This window comes from Peptoniphilus koenoeneniae (genome assembly GCF_030812875.1).
In the GTDB taxonomy this organism is placed as follows: domain Bacteria; phylum Bacillota; class Clostridia; order Tissierellales; family Peptoniphilaceae; genus Peptoniphilus_B; species Peptoniphilus_B koenoeneniae.
Window position 1 is genome coordinate 38884 of the sequence record NZ_JAUSTN010000006.1, and the last position, 20673, is coordinate 59556.

Sequence of the window (20673 nt, forward strand, 5' to 3'; positions counted from 1 at the left end):
TATTAAGGTTTAAAGTAAGACTTTGCTGATTACGCAAAGTCTATTTTATCCGATCACTATATTTTTTTAAATTACTGTATCAGCAAATCAAAAATTATAGCACAATCTTTTTCCATTTTCTAATCTTAGTTCTAAACGTTCCAAAAGGGGCAACCGTATTAACATGAATAAACTTATAAACTTCCCATGTCGCTGTTTTAGTAGCTTCATCAGCCCATTTTCTCATATGCGGTTGAAATAATTCTTCTTCACTTAGTGTATCAATCATTGTATAGATAGATATAATATTTTCTTTCAATCGTTTCTTTAATTCTTCTATCGATAAATGAGCATAAGTATCGGTAAACCACTGATATAATTCTCCAAGTTGATTCCATTTAAACATATCCGACGGTGTCTTTACTTCAAAACCGTTTTTCTCATCTTTTTCCCATTTCAAAACTAATGTTGTCCATCCGAGTTGATAAGCAAGATTTTCTGCTGGTGTTCTGTCAACTTCAGGGACTCTCTTATCTTTGAGAGATTCAGGAATAATATCAAATTCAGAAATATACTTTTCAAAACTTTTATTTATCTCAGATTTCAGTTCTTCTTTATCTTTATATATCTTCAAAATATCTCCTCCAAAAATTTAAATTTATCGCATTTAAATATCAAATCAACTTACAATGATTCCACTCCCTTGTAATAACACTTTGCAATAAGTTTTAGCATATCTTTTGCCCACTTTTCACTTTGATAATGCCTTGCTATTTCAAGAAGTCCCTCTGTAAAGTTACTGGCTAAAATATGGGCAAGCATTGGATCATATTCCTGTTTCGATTGTCTTTTTAAACTTACTTCAATATGAACCTGCATTTGCGATATGAGTTTTTGTTTTGCTTCTGTATGCTTTGTACCTGAGCTTTTATCCATTAAAATAATTAACTTCTTACGATCTTTTAAAAGTTCATGAATATAATTTTCTCCAACTTCATCAAACCTTTCAGAAGCAGAACCTTTTTCCAAAGATTCTTCCTCATTAAAAGCTGACTCGAAGTTTATATAAACAGAACTTACTACTGCATCAAACAAAACTGCCTTATTTTTGAAATAGGTATAAATTAGTGCCACAGGAATATCTGCTTCTTTTGCAATTTCTGTTAATTTGGCACCTCTATAATCCTTTTTATAAAATACTTTTTCTGCTGCTTCGAGTATTCTATTTCTAACTTCTTCTTTTAATACTTGTGCCATAGCACACCTCTTTCTATTCCAATACTGAATATATATTTAATAATAAATCAAAATTCAATATTTGTCAAGATAGGTTTAAATATTTGTTTTTATATACTCACTCACCGGTATCCCCACTCTTTTCAAAACCTTTATTTTCTCCTGTTTCTTCTGTTCTCTCCTTGCCTTATATTTATCTTCATACTCTTTCTGTTTTCCGCTTGCTTTTCGTTTCAGGTAATTTTGATGTAGCTTGTCTTTTCTTTTCTTTATTTTTCTTTCTTCTTCCTCAAGTTTTTGTTTTTCTTCATCACTTAACTCCGCCTGTGGCAGTTCATAATTGCCTATGAAATTAAAGTAAATTTCTATCTTTTGCTTTGATGTCTGACTTCCTTTTCTATCTCTTTCATGTACGACAATCTTTTCTACAAACTCATTTATCATTGTGGTTGTAAGTTCATCAAAGTTTTCATAACGACTGATAAGAGATATAAATTTTTTAGCTCTGTCTGTTTCTTTTTCATATCTTGATACCTGCTGCTCCAAATCCTTAATTTCTTTACTTAAAGTTATCTGCTCCGTTTCATATTGGTTATTTAGTATTTCATATCTGCTATTTGGTATTTTGTTAAGGATCATATCTTCATAGATACGACACATCAGTCTTTCTAATTCCTGTAATCTTCCTTTGCTGTCAATAAGCCTTGTGCGTTTCTTTTCTATCTCTATTTTTTCCTTTTCTTCCATTTCATTTTGAATGGAACGGATAAAGGCTTCATTATCTTCATTAAGGTATTTTTTAATATCTTTTAGTGTTTCCCTAATAAGGTTTAAGACCGCTTCTGCTTTTATTCTGTGTGCTGATGGACAAAGTGTGCCACAAGGTGTTTTGGTATAGGCACTGCAAGTGTAATAGGGAATATTCTTATAATTGCTTGTTCTATGAACATACATCTTGCTCCCACAATCTGCACAATGCATTAGTCCTGTGAGTGGGTGATATTCTCCCCAACCGTCAGGATACCTTTTTACATTTCCTCTTATCCTTTGCACATTATCAAAGGTTTCTTGGTCTATGATTGGCTCGTGTGTATTTTCAAAAATAAGCCAGTTATCCTCGGATACATATTTGCTTTTCTTGTCCTTGAAGTGCTTTCTTGTTTTGAAATTGACTGTATGCCCCAAGTATTCCTGTTTCTTTAAAATGCTTGCTATTGTTGAGCTGCACCAACGATAGGGATGTTCAAAGTTTTTGCTTTGATATAGTCCATAGCCTAATTTCTGTTGATGATAGGCGGGTATATCTACTTTTTCACTCTCCAATATCTTTGCTATTCGATACGGACCATTGCCTTGCATGGTCAGGTTAAATATTCGCCTTACTATCTCTGCTGCTTTTTCATCTACTATCCATTTGTTTTTATCTTTTTCATCTTTGATATAGCCATAAGGCGGTGTGCTTGCAGTATGTTTCCCACTTTCGCCTTTTGACCTGAAAGTCGATTGTATTTTTCTTGATGTATCTCTTGCATACCATTCATTCATGATATTTCTAAAGGGAGTAAAATCATCTTCTCTGTAAAAACTATCTACATTATCATTGATAGCGATTAGTCTTACGCCCTTTTGTCTTAGTATCTCCATACATTGACCGACTTTGAGATAATCTCTGCCAAGTCTGCTCATATCTTTTACAATGATACAACCAATATTTCCTTGATTGACTCCGTTCATCATTGCCATAAATCCCGGTCTGTCAAACTGTGTCCCGCTTATTCCGTCATCTGTAAAATGGATGATGTTGGTTAAATTATTCTTACTTGCATATTCTTCAAGGATTTTCTTTTGATTAACGATTGAGTTACTTTCTCCTTCAAGTTCATCATCTCGACTTAATCTCTCATAGAGTGCTGTTATCTTTTCAAAATTCCTCACTTTTTCCTCCTTCCTCTTAATTTCTTAAATAAAAAAGAATTAAGAAGTACATATTTCACTAAAACAGTGATTAAGTGTTCTCCTTAATTCTATTACTCCTGCTGCCAGTTTATATTTCTTGTATTGCTTAACTGCAAAATGACTTGGGTCTTTCTTTTCAAGAGCCTCAAAAAGCCTATCAATTGGATTCATATAGGTTTCGTCATCTTCTCTAACCTCACTTGCGTCAATCATATCTAAGAGTGTTTTAAAGTTCTTTTCTTCTTCAGGTGCTTCATAATATATATAACCGATGAGGGCAGTGTAATATAACTTTTCAGCCTTTACCCAAAAATCTTCTCCTGCCTTTTCTCCATCTCCCTTAGTATTAGCAATTATTGTTTGGACAAGCTTTAAAATATCTTTCTCACTTCTCAAATAAGCAAAGGGATTGTATTTCATAGATTTTTTAAAGTTTATTGTGTTTAAAATCTTTATGTCATATCCATTTTCATAAAGCATTTTTCCACACTCTAACACAAGTGTCCCTTTAGGGTCTGTTACTACATAGGAAGAGTGCATTTGCATTAGATTTGGCTTTACATAAAATCTTGTCTTTCCTGATCCAGAACCTCCTATTACTAATACATTTTTATTCCTAGCGTATTTAGGATCTTTAGGTCTTGAGTTCATTGTAAGTCTTTCAGTATTAGTTATAAGAACATTGTTTTCAAACTTAGGGTCAATATATGGAGCAATATCCTTGCTTTCTCCCCATCTTGCAGATCCATACTCTTTACCTTGCCTATATTTCTTTTTGTTTTTTCCTTTGCTATAAACAATTAGCTTAACAAGAGCAGCAACTGATATACCTACTAACAAGTCCCTTGGATTAAGGCTTGGTATATAAGATAAAGTTCCTATATCAGAAATTCCCACCATTATTCTATCAATAATATCTCCTCCTACATAAGAATTTATGTGCTTAGAAAAGATATTTCCAATGTAGCAAAATGATAAATAGGGAATGTTTGATAATATAAATTTCTTTGGGTTGTCTATTTTAATTAAGTTTTTAATATCAGAAAGAATGGCTTCTAATATCTTATTCATCGTAGAAACCTTCACTATCTAATAAAATTAGTAGGTAGTGTCTTCCCTTTGGTGTTATAAATGTTTGTATTCCTACAAGTGTACCTAGTGGATCAACCCATTCCTTGACTTCAAAATATCCCTTGTTCTTATCTGCATAAGGTAAGAGTTTCTTTTTCTTATCTCTATAAATTAATCCCTTATCCATTAAAAAGCTTATAAACTGATTTTGTGGTATTCCTAACTCTTTGGCAGTATTTCTAAAGTTTGTAAGTAGGTTATAATCTACTAATTTGTCATAATAATCTGCCTTTGGTCTTAATTCGTCAATTTCTTCTTCTCTTTCGGCAATAATTCTATTGGCTACCAGAATTGCATCTGCAAGTAGCTCTTCGTTAGTTTTCTTTTCTTGACCAGCTATATATCCTCCATTTTTTCTAATACTTGGTAAGACTTCTCTAGTTACCCAAGCTTTGAATATTTTTGCTTGTGGTAGTTTTGATGAGAGGATAAGTGAATATAATCCTGATTCATTAATTATTGAAATATTCTGTATTCCTCCAGGGGTGTTCCATTTCGTTACACCCTTATCTTCTTCATCTACATGGTCATAAACAGCTTTTCTTGGATTGACATATCCTAGCATAGTTGCTACTTCATTAGCTATAAAGAAAAACTCACCGTCTTTTTCTATAACAGTGAGTTTCCCAAAATTCTTATTTTCAAATGTTTTTAAATTACTTATCATAAGCTTTGCTCCTTATGTTTATTTTTAACTTTATCTTTGCTAATGGTATCCTTAGCCATATCTTTAAACTTATTTATAGTCTTCGTTATTGAATCTTTTCTATCGGCCTTTCTTTCAGATTCCTTAACTGCTTTTTTAAAGGCATGTTCCATTACTTTTATATCCTTAGATTGAAAAAACACAGAGTGGTTTCCAGTTTCCTTATCTTTCATAACAGAAAACTTCACTCCGTGTTTATTTAAAATTTTCTTTAGTTCTTTTAACTCAGGATCCTTTAGATTAATTTCTTCTAACTGTCCCTTTTTAACCATATCTTTTAGTTTTACTTCTTCTCCATTATTTTTTATTACATTTTTCAAACCTCCTTGCTCTTCTATTTGCTTGTGAACTTTCTTTAAGGCATCAAGAATTGCTTTACTTGTTGCTTTTGCAAGTCTTACTTCAAGATTAAGACTTGACCTAGATACTTCTTCATTAATCATCTATTCCACCTCCATATAAAAGTAACTCTTTGTATTTTCTTAACTTCTCTTGATGGATTTTTCTTCTAAAATCTTCTCCTATAACTTTAACTGGTATTGTCATTTCAAGTATTCTTGAATATATCCTCTGATACTCAAGTTCAATATTAGGATTTTGAATAATTTCTAATGATAAGTTTGTAGTGAAAATTGTCGGCCTACCCTTTAAGTATCTTGAGTTTATAATGTTATATACCTGTTCTCTTGCATAAGATGTATCCCTTTCAATTCCAAGGTCATCTAAAATTAACAAAGGAATATTAGAGAGGTTACTTATAATTTCATTTGAATCTAGCTTAAATGCTGATTTTTGTATTTGATTTATAACCTGAGATAAATTCATAATCTTAACTTTAACTTGTTCTCTTTCAATTAATTCATTTGCAATAGAACAAGCAAGATAAGTCTTTCCACTGCCAACATCTCCATAAAATAAAAGTCCAACATTGTCTTCCTTCATTTGTTCAAAACTTTTAGCATAATTGTAAGCAACCTTGTAAGCTTGACCTTTTTCATTTAAGAATCTCTCAAAAGTATATTGGTGTTGGTTTGGCGATGAAAAACAATCTCTTTTCAATGTCGATATTCTCATCAGTCTTTCTCTTTCTTCGTTTTCCTTATCTCTTTTTATTTCACATTCACATTTAATTCTAGGAATAAACTTTGTAAATCCAAGGTCAAGTAATTCTCCATCTACTCTTGTACCACATACCTTGCAATAGATATGTCCATTTCTTTCAATATCATTTTCTCTTAATACAAAATCTTTTAAGTTTTTCATAAACTCTCTCCTATATCGTAATTCATTTTCTTTGTTGTATTATCATTAATGTTTTTTGCCTGATCATTAAGATACCAATTAATTATCGTTGCCTTGTGGTCTTGATACACTCTGTTATTTGCTTTCATATATGACGACAATCTATCAATGTATTCATTAATTCTACTTCCTAACTCATTTGTTAAGTCCTTGTATTCTTCATCAGTCAAAAATATATTTTTATATATTCCATAAGGCTTTTGTCCCTTACTAAAATCATTCTTTCTTAACTCATTATTACTAATATTGTTATAGTTACCTTCCGATTTTCGAAAATCTTGACTTTCGATATTCGAATCTCTTGAATTTCGATTATCGAACTTCTGGAATTTTGTTTTTCGAACTTCTTGATTTTTTAATTCCATATTATTAAATATGCTCATAAAGTCTTTAACATAAATTCTATTAGGCTTTCCCAGTCCTTGTCTTTTCTTTTCAATCAGTCCTATTCCTGATTTAATATCAAGTTCAGCTATTAATTTATTCGCTTTTTCACTCGCACAATTAAATTGATCTTTTATACTTTCAATTGTGTAGTAAATAAAGACTTTTCCATCTTCATCTATCCAGCCATTTTTATATGAAAGACCCATTCGATTAAGCATATATGAATACAAAACTTTAGCTTCAATAGAAATGCTCTTAAAAATTTCATCTTCCATTAATACCATAGGTAACCTAATGAAGTTATACATCTCAGATTGCCTATTATAAAAATAATCAAAATTCATCCCTACCTCCTTTCTTTGAAATAAAAAAGACGACAGAATTATTACTTTCTATCGTCTACGGTTGTCTTATATTTATTTTTCTTCAAATTGATTTTATTGTATAGTTTAATAATTCTAATAATCCAATAACATATATACCTAATTTAGGTAATCCAAATGGACTAAATAAAAATGCTAATATTAGTGCTTCAATTACAATTTGCTTGTCTCCTTGAAAAATGCTAGCTATTCCAATTATAAAAATCAAAGTAGAAACTACGCTTAACAACGCAGTACTCAAACTTAATATGAAGGTTAAAAAAGCTATGAGCAAACTCAACACTAATCTTATCGGTAATAAAATTATTCTAATTATCCATCTCATACATACTCCTAAAAATTAAACTGGGATTCATAACAAACCCCAGTTTCATAATTAGCGTGTCCTTTAATATAATTTTGATCCTGCTGGAATATTATCATCCAGCATTATTAAGTTAAGTTTTTCTTCACCGTCATACTCACAAATTGCAGATATAATCATACCTTCTGAGTCGATTCCCATCATCTTACGAGGAGGAAGATTACAAATTGCAAGTAGTGTCTTTCCAATTAAGCTCTCCGCGCTGTAATATTCCTTAATACCAGATAAAATAACTCTTTCTTTTTCAGAACCATCATCTAATGTAAATTTCAAAAGTTTTTTTGACTTAGGAACTTCTTCGCAGTTTTTAACCTTTACAACTCTAAAATCAGATTTTGAGAAAGTTTCAAAGTCTACCATATCTTCAAATAATGGTTCAACTTTCACTTTTGAAAGGTCAATTTCTTCTGTCGTAAGTTTGTCGTAAGTTTCGTAAGTTTCTTTTGACAAACCCCCATTTTCTGCCTTTTCTAAGCCTATTGGCTTCATTGTTGGGAAGAAAATTATATCTCTTATTGTAGGTTGATTTGTAAGAAGCATAATCATCCTGTCAACACCTATACCCAGTCCTCCTGTAGGCGGAAGTCCTACTTCTATGGCGTTTATGAAGTCATAATCCATTGGATGAGCTTCATCATCTCCAAGTTCTTTTTCTCTTACTTGTTGCTCAAATCTTTCTCTTTGATCTATGGGGTCATTTAATTCAGAAAAGGCATTTGCAAGCTCCCAAGTATTGATAAATGCTTCAAATCTTTGAGTTATTCTTGGGTCATCAGGATTTCTCTTTGCAAGGGGTGATACTTCAACGGGATGTCCTATTACAAATGTAGGTTGAACTAAGTTACTTTCGCAAAATTCTTCAAACATTTCGCTTATAACTTTTCCCCTTGTCCAAGATTCTTGAACTTCAAGTCCCTTTGCCTTTGCAATTTCTCTTGCTTTTTCATCTGATTCAATTTTTTCAAAATCAACTCCGGCATATTCTTTAATAGCTTCTTCCATGGTTATTCTTCTCCATGGTGCTTTAAGTTCAATTTCAGTTCCTTGATAATTTATTTTTGTTGTTCCTAAGACTTTTTGTGCAACATATTCAAATATTCCTTCTGTTATTCTCATCATTTCTTGATAGTCAACATAAGCTTCATAAAGTTCTATGTTAGTAAATTCAGGATTGTGTCTTGCGTCCATTCCTTCGTTTCTAAACATTTTACCGATTTCATAAACTTTGTCAAAACCGCCGACTATAAGTCTTTTTAAAAATAACTCGTTGGCAATTCTAAGCTGCATATCTATATCAAGAGTGTTGTGGTGAGTTAAGAAGGGTCTTGCGTTTGCTCCTCCTGCTACTGTTCCCAGAATTGGAGTTTCAACTTCTAAATAACCTCTGTTATCAAGATATTCTCTTATTGCTTTTATTATCTTAGTACGCTTTATAAAAATTTCTTTTATTTCCGGATTTACAATTAAATCAACATATCTCTGTCTGTAACGTAAATCTATATCTTTTAAACCATGCCACTTTTCAGGTAAAATTTGTAAAGATTTACTTAGAAGAATTACTTGAGAACTTCTTACTGTAATTTCTCCTGCATCTGTTTTAAATACAAGACCTGTAACTCCTATTATGTCTCCGATATCAATGTCTTTTATAACATCGTAATCTTCTCCCATAAAATCTTTTCTCAAAAATATTTGAATTGTACCCTTTGAATCTCTTAAATCCAAAAAAGCAATTTTACCATGACGTCTTTTACTCATTACACGGCCTGCTATGGCTACTTCTTTTTCTTCGTATTCTTCAAAGTTATCTTTTATTTCTTGAGAATAATTTTTTACAGGATAAGATTCATTAATAAAGGGATCCTTACCACTTTCTCTCAGTTCCTCAAGTTTTTTACGCTTCATATGAAGCATTTCATTTAAATCTTGCGGCTGCTTTGCCATTTTTTCCTCCTTATAAAGAAATGTCTTCTATTTTGTAAGTTATAGTTCCCTTTGGAACTTCTATCTCAACAATGTCGCCTATTTCTTTTCCAATCAGCTTTGCCCCTACAGGGCTTTCATTTGAAATTTTTCCTTTAAGGGGATCAGCTTCTGCTGAACCTACAATATTAAAAACTGTTTCTTTTTTAGTCTTAACGTCTAAAACTTTAACCATAGATCCTATATTAACCTTATCGGTATTTAAAGCATCTCCGTCGATAACTTTGGCATTTCTAACCATCATTTCAAGTTTTGCAATTCTTTCTTCAACTTGAGCTTGTTCATTTTTAGCTTCGTCATATTCGGAGTTTTCTGATAAATCTCCATAGCCAAGAGCTATTTTTATTCTTTCAGCAACTTCTTTTCTTCTTACAGTTTTTAAATATTCTATTTCATTTTCTATTTTTTCAAGTCCCTCAGGAGTGAAAAATATATCTTTTTCTACCAATTTTAAAACCTCGCTAATAAAAATAAGGCATCCGCCTTTAATTCAACCTATTATATTAAAAAAACCTTGTAAAGTCAAGGAATCTGCGTATTTTGAAACATATTCTTTTATAAGTTTCTCAACTTCTTCATATTCATCCAGTTTATTTAATTGATTTCTCATATTTTTTGAATTTCTCAAACCGAAGCTATATCCCACAAACTGTTTACGCATTTCTCTTATCCCTATTCTTTGACCCTTATATTCAATTAAAAGCCTTAAATGATTTAAAAACATATTCATTTTTTCTTCTAATGAAGGCTCTTCATAATATAAATTTCTTTCTCTATAATTTATTTCTTTAAAAATAAAGGGATTTCCTATGGCACCTCTGCCAATTGCAAGACCATCTACCCCCGAAAATTCTACAGCTCTTTTAGCATCTTCATAATTTTTTATATCACCGTTTCCTATAACATCTATGGAAACAGACTCTTTTAAATTTTTTATGAAATCCCAATCATTATTTCCACTGTAGTACTCTTCTCTTGTTCTGCCATGGACAATTATCATTGATGCTCCAGCTTTCTCACATTTTTTTGCAACTTCAATACCCTGATTCCTATTAAAAATTCCCTTTCTTATTTTTATTGAAACAGGTGTATCCGTCTCACTTTTTATAGCCCTTACAATGTCTGCGCAAAGATCAGGACTATCAAGAAGTGCCGACCCGCTTCCATTTTTTACAATTTTCGGTGCAGGACAACCCATATTGATGTTTATAAACTTAAAATTTTTTGGTATCTTATCTACAATATCCGAAAAGACTTTTGGATCATTTCCGAAAAGTTGTATTTGAGCATTTTTTTCATTGTTATTAAGTTCCATTAATTCCAAAGTTTTTTTATCATTATAAAAAAGAGCTTTTGCACTTACCATTTCAGTTATAGTTGAGTTACAACCCATATCAACTGCAATGCCTCTATAAACTTTATCTGTATAACCTGCCATAGGTGCAAGCATAAGTTCCATAAATCACCTCAAAATCTTCTTTAGTATATCTTTTTATTAAAAAATTTTCAAATTTTCTTAATATTTAATTAATACTTTAACTACTTTTGAAAATAGGGGCTTTCTGTTATAATTTTATGTAATTGGAGGTTTGTATGAAAAAGAAAAGAAAAAGAAGACATTTTCGGATTTCTTCATTTTTTAAAATATTATTTTTACTTATAACTATGGTTGGAGTTTCTGTTTCAGCTATTGCTGCTACAAGTCTTGTTTCAGTCTTGAAAAAAGCTCCTCCTGTAGAGCCTAAAAAATATAGAGATAAATTATTTGAAACATCAAGAGTTTATGACTCCAATGAAAATTTATTACAAGCTCTTGTTAAAGATGAGTTTGCTGAATTTGTCTCCATTGAAAAAATTCCGGACAATTTAAAAAATGCAGTTATTTCTGTTGAAGATGAAAGATTTTTCAATCACTCCGCAGTTGATTTTAAAAGACTTTTAGGTGCTTTATATTATGATATAAAAAGCGGATCTTTCGATCAAGGTGGTTCAACTATAACTATGCAGCTTGCAAAAAACTTATATACAAGCGGATCAAAAAACATTGAAAGAAAGCTAAGAGATATTTATTATGCCTACAAAATCGAAGAAGATTTAAATAAAGATCAAATTCTCGAAGCTTATTTAAATTCTGCAGGTTTTTCTAAAGGAACGGTTGGAGTGCAAGCAGCTTCCAAAACCTTTTTTGGAAAAGACGTTTCTAAGTTAAGCCTTGCTGAATGTGCTTTAATTGCAGGTATTACAAATTATCCTGAAAAATATACACCTTATAACAGAGTTAAAATTGAATCTTCAGATAATTTACAGGAACTTCAAATTGAAATGGTCCCTATAGACCCTTCTGTAAATCCCAATGATGAAAATACCTTAAATATTGCTAAACAACTTTTTGATATGGGAAAAATTGATAATTTTGACTATCGCCTTGTTGAGTCTAATCAATTAACTCCAATGAAGGCTCAATTTAATCCGGTATCACTTGAAAGGCAACATAAGATTTTAAAAGCCATGCTTCAACAAGGAAAGATTAGTAAAGAAGATTTTGATGCTGCAATGAATGAAACCATAAATTTAAATTTAGGTGTAAAACAGAAAAAGGGAATTTCTTCATACTATGTGGAAAGTGCTCTTGATGAAAGTATAAAAATTTTAGAAAGTTTAGGCTACTCCCAAGAAGAAGCAAATGCAAAAATTTATAAAGGCGGTCTTAAAATCCACACTGTTATGGATACAAAAGTTCAAAAATCTCTTGAAGATACAGTTTCAAACCCCTCTCTTTATCCAAGGAGTTGGGTTAATGAATCAGGAGATCCTCAACCTCAAATTGGATCTGTCATTATAGAAAACGGAAGCAATAAAATTGTAGCTCTTGTTGGTGGTCGTGGAGTCGGTGGAGGAAGAAATGCAAATAGAGCTTTAATTCCAAGATCTCCTGGATCTTCAATAAAGCCTATAGGACCTTACTTGGCAGCTTTTAACCATGGTGCAACAGCTGGCGATGTTTATTTAGATTCAAACTTAAAATACGTTAATCTTCCTTATATAACTTATAAACCCACAAATGTCGGTTCTTATAGGGGTTGGCAAACAATAAGGCAACTTCTTGTAAGGTCATCAAATGTTGGAACTTATCTTGTTTCAAGGGATATAAACACTGATTTTAACGATAGAAAAAACAAAAATTCTGTTTATTCTCAGCACGTTAATGATGATAAAAATTTCTATTCAATTATGGATACTCTTGAAAGTTTAGGAGTAACAACAGTTGATAGAGTTCAAGATATAGGTTATTCCCTCTCCCTTGGAGGAATGTACAGAGGAATAAGCCCCTTGGAAATGGCAGGTGCTTACACAGTTTTTCCAAACAAGGGTATTTTCAAAAAGCCTTACATGGTTTCAAAAATTTTAACAAATTCCGGTGAGGTTATTTATGAACACAAAATGGAAGAAAAGGAAGTTACAAGTCCTCAAAATGCCTATATTTTAACTGATATTTTAAAAGAAGTAGTAAGAAGAGGAACAGGAACAAATGCAAGAGTGCCAGGGATGACAACTGCAGGTAAAACTGGAACTACAAATCAAAAAAAAGAAGCATGGTTTGTAGGATTTACCCCATATTATACTTGCTCTGTTATGCTTGCTAACGACAGGCATGAAAGCTTGGGATTCTCCTCTGATAAAGCTGCAACTGTTTTTAGACATATAATGACTCCAATTCATGAAGGTCTTGAAAATGAAGATTTTGAAAAACCTGATGGAATCTATAGAAAATATGTAAATGGTTATAGTGAAATGTTTGCAGAAAATACAAAACCTCGAAATGTTCAAAAATTATCTTGGTATGATGATGAAGATGAAGATAAAGATAAAGATAAAGATTCTTCAAAAAAGAAAAATTCATCTGGAAATAATAACAGCGAATCTAAAAGCAGTAAAAAAAGAAAATCTAAAAATAAAGATTTAATATCAGATGAAAATAATTCTTCAAAAAAGAAAAAAAGAAGAAAAGCCGTAGATAACAATAATGAAAACAGGTAAATTTGTTTTTGAAATAAAAGAGACCCTACTTTTTAAGTAAGGTCTTTTTTTAATACATTTTAAAAGGCAACTTTAAAATATAAAGCTACAAAACATAAAATCGCAGCCATTGGTACATAAATAAATTTTCCAAGGTAGTACCAAGTTTTTGTATATTTAGTTTTACTTCCTGTATTTATTTCATTTATTAGTGCATTTTTGTCCATAATCCAGAACCATGAGAAAGCACCGAGAGTTGCTCCCATAGGAATAATATAAATGGAAACAAGGTCCATCCAAGGTCCCCAGCCTCCAAGGATTGCTCCCTTAACTCCTCCTATAGGTTCCATGAAAATTCCCGGTATAAAGGCTACTAATCCTATAAATGCCAAAACTGTTTTTCTGTTCAGCTTTTTAAAATTATGAAGAATGGATTCGCAAACTACTTCAAACATGTTTTGTAAAGAAGAAATTCCGCCAAATAAAACTGCAAGATATAGAGCTAGGGCAAATATTCTTCCCCCCTTCATATTTTGTAAAATTTTAGGAAGAGTTACAAATAATAAACCCGGTCCTCCTTCAGGATTTTCACTGAAAGAAAAAAGTGCAGGTATCATAACGAGAGCTGCTACAAGAGCCGCTATAGTATCAAAAATTGCAGTTTGTTTTGCTCCTGCAACTATATCTTCATCCTTATTTAAATAAGCTCCACAAACAATCATGCCGCTTCCTGTTATTGATAGGGAGAAAAATGCCTGCCCCATAGCACCTACAAGAACCTTTGGATGAAGAACCATCTTCCAATCAGGCGTAAACATAAATTTATATCCTTCAAAAGCTTTTGGAAGAAAAGCAACTCTAAAAGCCAAAACTACAAATAAAATGAAAAAAAGTGGCATCATAATTTTATTTGCTTTTTCTATAGAACTTGCACCCTTTATACAGGTTAAAAGAGTGGCAACAATTACTATAAAGTGAAAGGGTATAACACTGAAATTTTTACTTGAAAATGACTTAAACCAAACTTCAGAATCAACTGTCATCAAACTTCCTGTCAAGCTTTGAAAAAGAGATTTTAAAACATAAGAAATAATTACCGCATAACCTATTGCAATACAAATAGACCCTAAAAGAGGTAAAATTCCAACAGCTTTTCCAACTTTAGGAAGTTTAATATGGGACCAGGCCTTTTCATAAGAACCTAATGTTCCAGTTTCTGAATACCTTCCAACAGCATACTCTGCGGACAAACCGAAATAAGAAAAAATAGCTATAAAAAACAAATATACTAATAAAAATGCTCCGCCCCCATTTGCTGCAAGTTTATATGGAAAACCCCACACATTTGCCATGCCTACTGCAGAGCCCACAGTTGTAAGTATAAAACCCCATGTTGATGTAAACTTATTATTTTTCATTTAAATCTCCTTAAAAATTTTCTTTATCGCTTTGCTCCGATAAACTTAACTATAATAATAAGACCTTGGTTTTTTATTGTCAACTCTTAGTTAAATTTTGTTTTATTATTTAAATTTCCTTATAGGAAAAATTAAAAACATCATCTCTTCCATAATGGCCGCACAAGTCAAATTCCATGCGTGATTTTACAATATCATTCATGTTTAAACTTTCATAAATTATTTCTTCTTTATCCCAAACAGGTTCTACTAAATAGTGACCGTAAGGATCCACAATGGAACTTCCCCCACGACAAAGAAGATCATCTAATTTTTCAATTTCGCCATAAGTTTTTAAGTCTTTAGGATAATTTTCCTTTTTAATTATCATGTTGCAATTTAAATAAAAAACGTGAGATTCTATAGCTATATGTTTAATTGTGTCTTGCCATTCCAAATTGTCATTAGTATTAGGGGCAATTAAAATAACCATACCTTTTTCAGTAAGGGCAACTCTTGCAAGAGGCATATAAGATTCCCAACAAATTAAACTTCCCATTTTACCATAGGGACTATCTAAAATTGGAAGCAAATATTTTTGTCCGTCAGCAAAAATTACTCTTTCACTTCCTGTCGGTTTTAATTTTCTGTGTATATATTTTAAATCTCCATTTTTGTCAAAAATAATGTTTGTATTGTATAAACTTGCATTATTTTCAGTTTTTTCACTTATTCCTATGCTTAAATAGGCTCCAGCTTCCTTTGCTGCCTGTCCTAAAAGGGCTGTTTCCTTTCCTGGAACTAAAATTGAATTGTCATAATACCTTTTAAAATCTTTTCTGGCAGAATTATCTCTATGTCCAACTGTAAAGCCGAAAGTCATACCGAAGGGATAACCTGGTATAAAAAGTTCTGGAAAAACAATAATGTCTGGTTTTTTTAAAGCAGCTTCTTTTATAAGCTTTAAAACTTTTTCCAAAGTTCTTTCTTTGTCAAATATGTAAGGTGCAGCTTGAACAAGGGCAACCTTTGGATTTTTCATTTCTTTCATTTTTTGCTCCTTTTAAAATTATAATAATTTTTGTTGATTTTAAATCCTATAAATTATTTTGCTTCATAAAGACTATTTTTTGAATTTTTTAAATATTCCATAATAGCAAATCCTATAAATAAAAAAATTATAGGAATGGCTATATAGTCGCTTTCCTTTAAAGATACAATACTTACAAGAATGTTATATCCTAAGGGTAAAAATAAAACATACAAAATATAAAAAATGTTATTACCTAACAATTTAGGAAGAATAAATAAAAGTGGAATTGCTAAGGGACTTAATATAAAAATATTTAAAATCGATATAAATGTATAAAAATTATCCATAAGTGTTGCAGGAAGGCAGGCTATTAAAACTATTAATAAAATCAAAAAAATCTTAAATTTTTTCATTTTGTAACTCCATAAAAATAAAAAATTAAACTTTAACTTGCCTTTATTGTAACAGAAAAAACATTAAATTTTTATAGTCCTTGTATTTTAAAGAAAATTTATAATAAAAAAACACTCTCAAATTATATTTAAATTTAAGAGTGTTTTTTGTTATTTTACAAAGTTTTTAAATTGTTTTAAATAATTTAGGCCCTTATTTTTATATGTTGCACTATTTTTTGAATTTAGTTTTATATAGGCTATATTAAAATTATTTAAGTTTGTTGCAGCAAAGGGACTTCCATCGCTGGCAAAATAATATAAATTTGTAAGTTGAGATGGAATTTTTTCTTGTATTAGTGAAACTCTTCCTCTTTCATCAAGTAGATATCTTACAACTATATTTTTACCGTCTTTTGCAAATGTCTTATCTAAAATGTCATAATTATTTAAATAATCTACATTTTGACTTAAGGTGTCTATTCCAAAAATCATAGTGTCGTATATTCTTTTAAGTCTTTTGTTTTCATCTTCACTAAATTTTGCATTTTCCAAAACTGTTTTTGAATTATTTTTTTCCGCCTCAAGTTTTGAAAGTTCCAAATTCAAATAACTTGCATTTTTTTGAGTTGGCATCAAAAGTGTATCGTACATTGATATAAGACTTTTTTTCAGTGCCAATATATTTGTATTAGATTTTTTAAAGTCTTCAGAATTATATTTTAAATTACCTTTCTTTTTATTAGAAATAATCCCCTTATAGAGATAATTTTTAATTAAATAGTTGGAATTTTTAAAATAATTAAAAACTCCTTCTCTCTTTTTCAGCATGTTGTTTTGAACTGTAATTTTTTCATTCATTCCGTTTATAGCTTCAAAATTAAATTTAATTGCATTATAAACAAGATTTATTTTTGCGATTTCTATAGATCCTACACTTGAATTGTCATAATAGGTGGAATTTAAACTTTTTAATTTAAAGCCCCTGTCAGCTAAACTTTTTATTCTGTCGATGTCAAAGTTTGCACCTATAAAGTTTATTGCAGAAGTTTTTAAATCTTTTATGCCTGCTTCTCCATCGATTGCAATATTTATAGCATCAAGTTCCTTTGATTTTTCACCTATTTTTAATTTCTTTTCTTCAAGTTCTTTAAGTTCTTCTTCAAATTTTTCGTATTCACTTGTTCTTGTTTTAAGCTCATTTTTTAATTTTTCATTTTGAGTTTTTTCAAAAGCTATTTTTTCACTGTATTCACTGTAACTTTTATAGGAAAAAAATCCCAATAGCATTGAAATTATTATAAAGACAGAGCTTATTATTAAAGGCATTCTATTTTTCATCTTCAACACCTGCCTTTAGGGTTTCAATGACTCCCTTTCTCATAAAGAAATCATCAAATTGTACTTTTAATTCATAGGCAAATTGATTCAAATTTTTTGAAGATAAATTTCCAGTTTTAATTCCCATGTCTTCCATAGCTTTAAATATGGTTTTTAAAGCTATAGCACGCTCGTAGAGAGCGTTATAATTGTTACTGATATCAGAGGTCGACACAACATCATTAAAGTCTCTTGAAACGATTATGGCTGCGAAATACATAAGTTTTAATGTCTTCGTATCTCCATTTAATTTTACTAAATAACCAAGAGTCCCCTCATTTATATTTTGGTTCATAAATTTATTTATGTCTGAAACTTCATAAAGGTCTTTAGTTATCTGTTCAGTTTCAATATTGGACATATTTAGGAAATTTCCGATTATAAGGTCTAAATTTTCATCTTTAAAATAGTTGCCGATGTAAAAATCCTTGTATTTTATGATTATATTTTTAATATTTTCAGTAACTTTTGAATTTTTGTTTTCAAGGTTTTTAACTTCCTCATTTACCAATTCTTTTTCGCCCTTATCAAATTCATAACCATATTTAATTTTAAATTCATTTTTTAAATTTTCCAAATCTTCTCTTGAAATAAGGGCTTCTCCCTGAAGATGATCTCGATCAAAAGTTTTCTCTTCAACTTTTTTTGCAAGGTCCTTATTTTCATTTTTTATATTTTCAATGTTTTTGTTGAGGTTTGTAGAAAAATAAAAAAGTCCTACACTGAAAATTAAAAGAAGACTTGCGAAAATTAAAAGTGCTTTATTTTTCATATTAAATCTTTTTTACTACCAAATTTTTTTCCATATTTTTAAACTTACTATCTATTTTTTTAATTATAAGATATGAAATAATCATCATTACAAATCCTAAGCCAACACTTAGCATTTGGCTAAATCCTAAACTTAAAGAAATTATAACTCCTGTAATTAAAAATATAAGTGGCATACCATATACAAGGCTTATAAATTTTAAAACGGTTTTTGCATCCATTAAAAGTTCTACCCTGTCTCCTGGTTTTAAATCTTGTGTATTTAAGACCTCTATATATTCAGGCTTTGATTCTGCACAAGCGGCGCCGCAAGACTCACAGGAGCCTCCGCAAGCGCTCATTCTTGATACTAAAAGTGTTGCCTTATTAGGGTCAGATTTTAAAACAAGTCCATATTGTTTTGCAGCTTCTACCATAAAATCACTCCTCTATAGTTTTTATATGCACCTCGCTAAGTTGTTCTTGAGAAAGTTCTGTTGGAGCTCCTGTTAATAGACATGAAGCAGATTGTGTTTTAGGAAAAGCTATTACGTCTCTAATATTACTTGAGCCTGTGAAAAGCATCATAAGTCTGTCAAGACCGTAAGCTATTCCTCCATGTGGTGGTGCTCCGTATTTAAAGGCTTCAAGTAAAAATCCGAATTTATTTTGTGCGTCTTCTTCTGTAAAGCCTAAAGCTTTAAACATTTTTTTCTGAAGTTCTCTGTCATTTATTCTTATAGAGCCTCCGCCCATTTCATCACCATCTATAACAATGTCATAAGCCTTTGCACGAACTCTTGAAGGATCACTTTCAAGGTATTTTATATCTTCTTCCATTGGAGCTGTAAAGGGATGGTGTTTTGCAACAAATCTTTTTTCTTCTTGACTATATTCAAATTGTGGAAATTCTGTAATCCAAAGAAGCTTATGATCATTTTCATTTATTAAGTCCATATCTCTTGCGATTTGATTACGAAGATTTCCAAGACTGTCATAAACTAGGTCATTGCTTCCTGCAACAATTAAAAGTAAATCTCCCTTTTGACCATTAAGTTTTTCAACAATTTTTTCCATAATACCGTCTTTTAAAAATTTACTTATTGAAGAGCTTATTTCATCTTCAACTTTTATATTTACAAGACCCTTTGCTCCAAAGGTTTTAACGAATTCTTCAAGTTTGTCTATTTTTTTTCTTGAATAGAAACTTAATCCGTTCTTTACATTTATACCCCTTACAGAGCCTTTTGATTCAACTGCAGATTCAAAAACTCCAAATCCTGAGTCTTTTACAATTTCACTTAAATCGTTAAGTTCCATTCCAAAACGTAAATCAGGCTTATCCAAACCGAATCTATCCATGGCTTCTTGGTATTTCATTCTTTGAAGGGGAAGTTTTACATCAATATTAAGCATTTCTTTAAAAGCTTTTTGTATAAATCTTTCTTGAACTTCAAGGACATCGTCAACATCTACAAAACTCATTTCCAAGTCTATTTGTGTAAATTCAGGTTGCCTGTTGGCTCTTAAATCTTCATCTCTAAAACATTTTGTAATTTGAATGTATCTGTCTAAACCAGAAACCATTAAAAGTTGTTTTAAAAGTTGAGGTGATTGAGGAAGGGCATAAAATTTTCCTGGGTTTACCCTACTTGGTACAAGATAATCTCTTGCTCCTTCCGGTGTAGGTTTAGTAAGCATAGGTGTTTCAACTTCAATAAATCCTTCATCATGGAAAAAGTCACGCACAACTTTATAAAATTTTGATCTTTGTTGTAGATTGTAGATCATCTTAGGTTTTCTTAAATCTAAAGACCTATATTTAAGACGCATGTTTTCTTGAACATTGTCATCATCTTTTACATATATAGGTGGAACTTCCGATTCTGCAAATATTTTTAAATCATCAGCAAGAATTTCGATTTTTCCTGTTGGAATTTGATTGTTTACAGATGATCTAAGACGAACTTTTCCACTAACTCCAATTACAAACTCACTTCTTAATTTTGTTGATTTATTAAATAGTTCCATGTCCGGTTTGTCATTAAAAACAATTTGAACAATGCCACTTCTATCTCTTAAATCAACAAAGTTAAGAGAGCCTAAATTTCTCTCTTTTTGTACCCAACCGCAAACAACAACTTGTCTGTCAATATCTTTTTCTCTTAAATCTCCACAGTAATCTGTTCTTTTAAATTTTTTTTGATTTTCCATTTTTCCTCCATAATAAAAAAATCCCGTCCACAAAGGGACGAGAATTACTCGCGGTACCACCCT

The 20673-nt window shown here is 30.9% G+C and carries 19 protein-coding genes and 1 pseudogene; 1 reads left to right on the top strand and 19 read right to left on the bottom strand.

The window, feature by feature from the left end; genetic code table 11:
- Positions 1–94: 94 nt before the first annotated feature.
- From J2S72_RS06315 to dusB, 12 genes and pseudogenes are all read right to left on the bottom strand, one after another.
- Positions 95–613, bottom strand: coding sequence for a ClbS/DfsB family four-helix bundle protein (locus J2S72_RS06315; protein WP_000708365.1), 519 nt, complete (start codon positions 611–613; stop codon positions 95–97).
- 50 nt (positions 614–663) lie between these two features.
- Positions 664–1236: a TetR/AcrR family transcriptional regulator gene (locus J2S72_RS06320; protein ID WP_000079884.1), complete on the bottom strand. Its 573-nt coding sequence runs from the start codon at positions 1234–1236 to the stop codon at positions 664–666.
- A 75-nt stretch (positions 1237–1311) separates the two neighbouring features.
- On the bottom strand, positions 1312–3150 hold the full coding sequence (locus J2S72_RS06325) for a recombinase family protein (RefSeq protein WP_072470441.1): 1839 nt from the start codon (positions 3148–3150) through the stop codon (positions 1312–1314).
- Positions 3151–3246: 96 nt separating this feature from the next.
- Positions 3247–4242, bottom strand: a pseudogene (locus J2S72_RS06330) (type IV secretory system conjugative DNA transfer family protein); the annotation flags it as partial.
- On the bottom strand, positions 4235–4969 hold the full coding sequence (locus J2S72_RS06335) for a phage antirepressor KilAC domain-containing protein (RefSeq protein ID WP_070641234.1): 735 nt from the start codon (positions 4967–4969) through the stop codon (positions 4235–4237). The pseudogene J2S72_RS06330 and the gene J2S72_RS06335, both read right to left, overlap by 8 nt.
- Positions 4966–5451 carry a PcfB family protein gene (locus tag J2S72_RS06340; protein ID WP_007894980.1) on the bottom strand — a complete coding sequence of 162 codons (486 nt, stop codon included), beginning with the start codon at positions 5449–5451 and terminating at the stop codon, positions 4966–4968. The genes J2S72_RS06335 and J2S72_RS06340 overlap by 4 nt, the downstream gene beginning before the upstream one ends.
- Positions 5444–6271, bottom strand: a complete 828-nt coding sequence (locus tag J2S72_RS06345) for an ATP-binding protein (RefSeq protein ID WP_023056485.1) — start codon at positions 6269–6271, stop codon at positions 5444–5446. Before J2S72_RS06345 ends, J2S72_RS06340 begins: the two co-directional genes overlap by 8 nt.
- Positions 6268–7041: a replication initiator protein A gene (locus tag J2S72_RS06350; protein WP_023056551.1), complete on the bottom strand. Its 774-nt coding sequence runs from the start codon at positions 7039–7041 to the stop codon at positions 6268–6270. The genes J2S72_RS06345 and J2S72_RS06350 overlap by 4 nt, the downstream gene beginning before the upstream one ends.
- Before the next feature lie 82 nt (positions 7042–7123).
- A complete protein-coding gene (locus J2S72_RS06355) occupies positions 7124–7405 on the bottom strand; it encodes a CD1845 family protein (RefSeq protein ID WP_001267200.1) in 282 nt (93 codons plus the stop codon).
- A gap of 63 nt (positions 7406–7468) precedes the next feature.
- Complete coding sequence (gene lysS, locus J2S72_RS06360) at positions 7469–9388, bottom strand: lysine--tRNA ligase (RefSeq protein WP_023056468.1); 1920 nt, start codon at positions 9386–9388, stop codon at positions 7469–7471.
- Between the two features lie 10 nt (positions 9389–9398).
- The gene (gene greA / locus J2S72_RS06365) at positions 9399–9875 is read right to left on the bottom strand and encodes a transcription elongation factor GreA (protein WP_023056527.1); all 477 of its coding nucleotides are present in this window, start codon (positions 9873–9875) and stop codon (positions 9399–9401) included.
- A 42-nt stretch (positions 9876–9917) separates the two neighbouring features.
- Positions 9918–10886 carry a tRNA dihydrouridine synthase DusB gene (gene dusB, locus J2S72_RS06370; protein WP_023056462.1) on the bottom strand — a complete coding sequence of 323 codons (969 nt, stop codon included), beginning with the start codon at positions 10884–10886 and terminating at the stop codon, positions 9918–9920.
- Between the two features lie 134 nt (positions 10887–11020).
- Between dusB and J2S72_RS06375 the strand changes: the two genes are divergently transcribed.
- On the top strand, positions 11021–13465 hold the full coding sequence (locus J2S72_RS06375) for a transglycosylase domain-containing protein (RefSeq protein ID WP_023056566.1): 2445 nt from the start codon (positions 11021–11023) through the stop codon (positions 13463–13465).
- 59 nt (positions 13466–13524) lie between these two features.
- Here the strand turns inward: J2S72_RS06375 and J2S72_RS06380 are convergent, their stop codons facing one another.
- The 7 genes from J2S72_RS06380 to aspS form a co-directional block, all read right to left on the bottom strand.
- Positions 13525–14862: a sodium-dependent transporter gene (locus J2S72_RS06380; protein WP_023056520.1), complete on the bottom strand. Its 1338-nt coding sequence runs from the start codon at positions 14860–14862 to the stop codon at positions 13525–13527.
- A gap of 109 nt (positions 14863–14971) precedes the next feature.
- Entirely contained in the window at positions 14972–15892 is a 921-nt protein-coding gene (locus J2S72_RS06385; RefSeq protein ID WP_307495196.1) for a carbon-nitrogen hydrolase family protein, read from the bottom strand.
- Between the two features lie 53 nt (positions 15893–15945).
- Entirely contained in the window at positions 15946–16287 is a 342-nt protein-coding gene (locus tag J2S72_RS06390) for a hypothetical protein (protein ID WP_023056505.1), read from the bottom strand.
- Positions 16288–16437: 150 nt separating this feature from the next.
- Positions 16438–17607 carry a hypothetical protein gene (locus tag J2S72_RS06395; protein WP_307495197.1) on the bottom strand — a complete coding sequence of 390 codons (1170 nt, stop codon included), beginning with the start codon at positions 17605–17607 and terminating at the stop codon, positions 16438–16440.
- On the bottom strand, positions 17597–18418 hold the full coding sequence (locus tag J2S72_RS06400; RefSeq protein WP_307495198.1) for a hypothetical protein: 822 nt from the start codon (positions 18416–18418) through the stop codon (positions 17597–17599). Before J2S72_RS06400 ends, J2S72_RS06395 begins: the two co-directional genes overlap by 11 nt.
- A gap of 1 nt (position 18419) precedes the next feature.
- On the bottom strand, positions 18420–18833 hold the full coding sequence (locus tag J2S72_RS06405; RefSeq protein ID WP_307495199.1) for a SoxR reducing system RseC family protein: 414 nt from the start codon (positions 18831–18833) through the stop codon (positions 18420–18422).
- Positions 18834–18837: 4 nt separating this feature from the next.
- Positions 18838–20610, bottom strand: coding sequence for an aspartate--tRNA ligase (gene aspS, locus J2S72_RS06410; RefSeq protein WP_307495200.1), 1773 nt, complete (start codon positions 20608–20610; stop codon positions 18838–18840).
- Positions 20611–20673 lie beyond the last annotated feature (63 nt).

Bases quoted from the DNA above. Each gene is read 5' to 3' on its own strand.
- J2S72_RS06320 (WP_000079884.1), bottom strand. From the start codon at position 1,236: ATGGCACAAGTATTAAAAGAAGAAGTTAGAAATAGAATACTCGAAGCA.
- J2S72_RS06335 (WP_070641234.1), bottom strand. From the start codon at position 4,969: ATGATAAGTAATTTAAAAACATTTGAAAATAAGAATTTTGGGAAACTC.
- J2S72_RS06340 (WP_007894980.1), bottom strand. From the start codon at position 5,451: ATGATTAATGAAGAAGTATCTAGGTCAAGTCTTAATCTTGAAGTAAGA.
- J2S72_RS06345 (WP_023056485.1), bottom strand. From the start codon at position 6,271: ATGAAAAACTTAAAAGATTTTGTATTAAGAGAAAATGATATTGAAAGA.
- J2S72_RS06350 (WP_023056551.1), bottom strand. From the start codon at position 7,041: ATGAATTTTGATTATTTTTATAATAGGCAATCTGAGATGTATAACTTC.
- J2S72_RS06355 (WP_001267200.1), bottom strand. From the start codon at position 7,405: ATGAGATGGATAATTAGAATAATTTTATTACCGATAAGATTAGTGTTG.
- lysS (WP_023056468.1), bottom strand. From the start codon at position 9,388: ATGGCAAAGCAGCCGCAAGATTTAAATGAAATGCTTCATATGAAGCGT.
- dusB (WP_023056462.1), bottom strand. From the start codon at position 10,886: ATGGAACTTATGCTTGCACCTATGGCAGGTTATACAGATAAAGTTTAT.
- J2S72_RS06375 (WP_023056566.1), top strand. From the start codon at position 11,021: ATGAAAAAGAAAAGAAAAAGAAGACATTTTCGGATTTCTTCATTTTTT.
- J2S72_RS06380 (WP_023056520.1), bottom strand. From the start codon at position 14,862: ATGAAAAATAATAAGTTTACATCAACATGGGGTTTTATACTTACAACT.
- J2S72_RS06385 (WP_307495196.1), bottom strand. From the start codon at position 15,892: ATGAAAGAAATGAAAAATCCAAAGGTTGCCCTTGTTCAAGCTGCACCT.
- J2S72_RS06390 (WP_023056505.1), bottom strand. From the start codon at position 16,287: ATGAAAAAATTTAAGATTTTTTTGATTTTATTAATAGTTTTAATAGCC.
- J2S72_RS06395 (WP_307495197.1), bottom strand. From the start codon at position 17,607: ATGAAAAATAGAATGCCTTTAATAATAAGCTCTGTCTTTATAATAATT.
- J2S72_RS06400 (WP_307495198.1), bottom strand. From the start codon at position 18,418: ATGAAAAATAAAGCACTTTTAATTTTCGCAAGTCTTCTTTTAATTTTC.
- J2S72_RS06405 (WP_307495199.1), bottom strand. From the start codon at position 18,833: ATGGTAGAAGCTGCAAAACAATATGGACTTGTTTTAAAATCTGACCCT.
- aspS (WP_307495200.1), bottom strand. From the start codon at position 20,610: ATGGAAAATCAAAAAAAATTTAAAAGAACAGATTACTGTGGAGATTTA.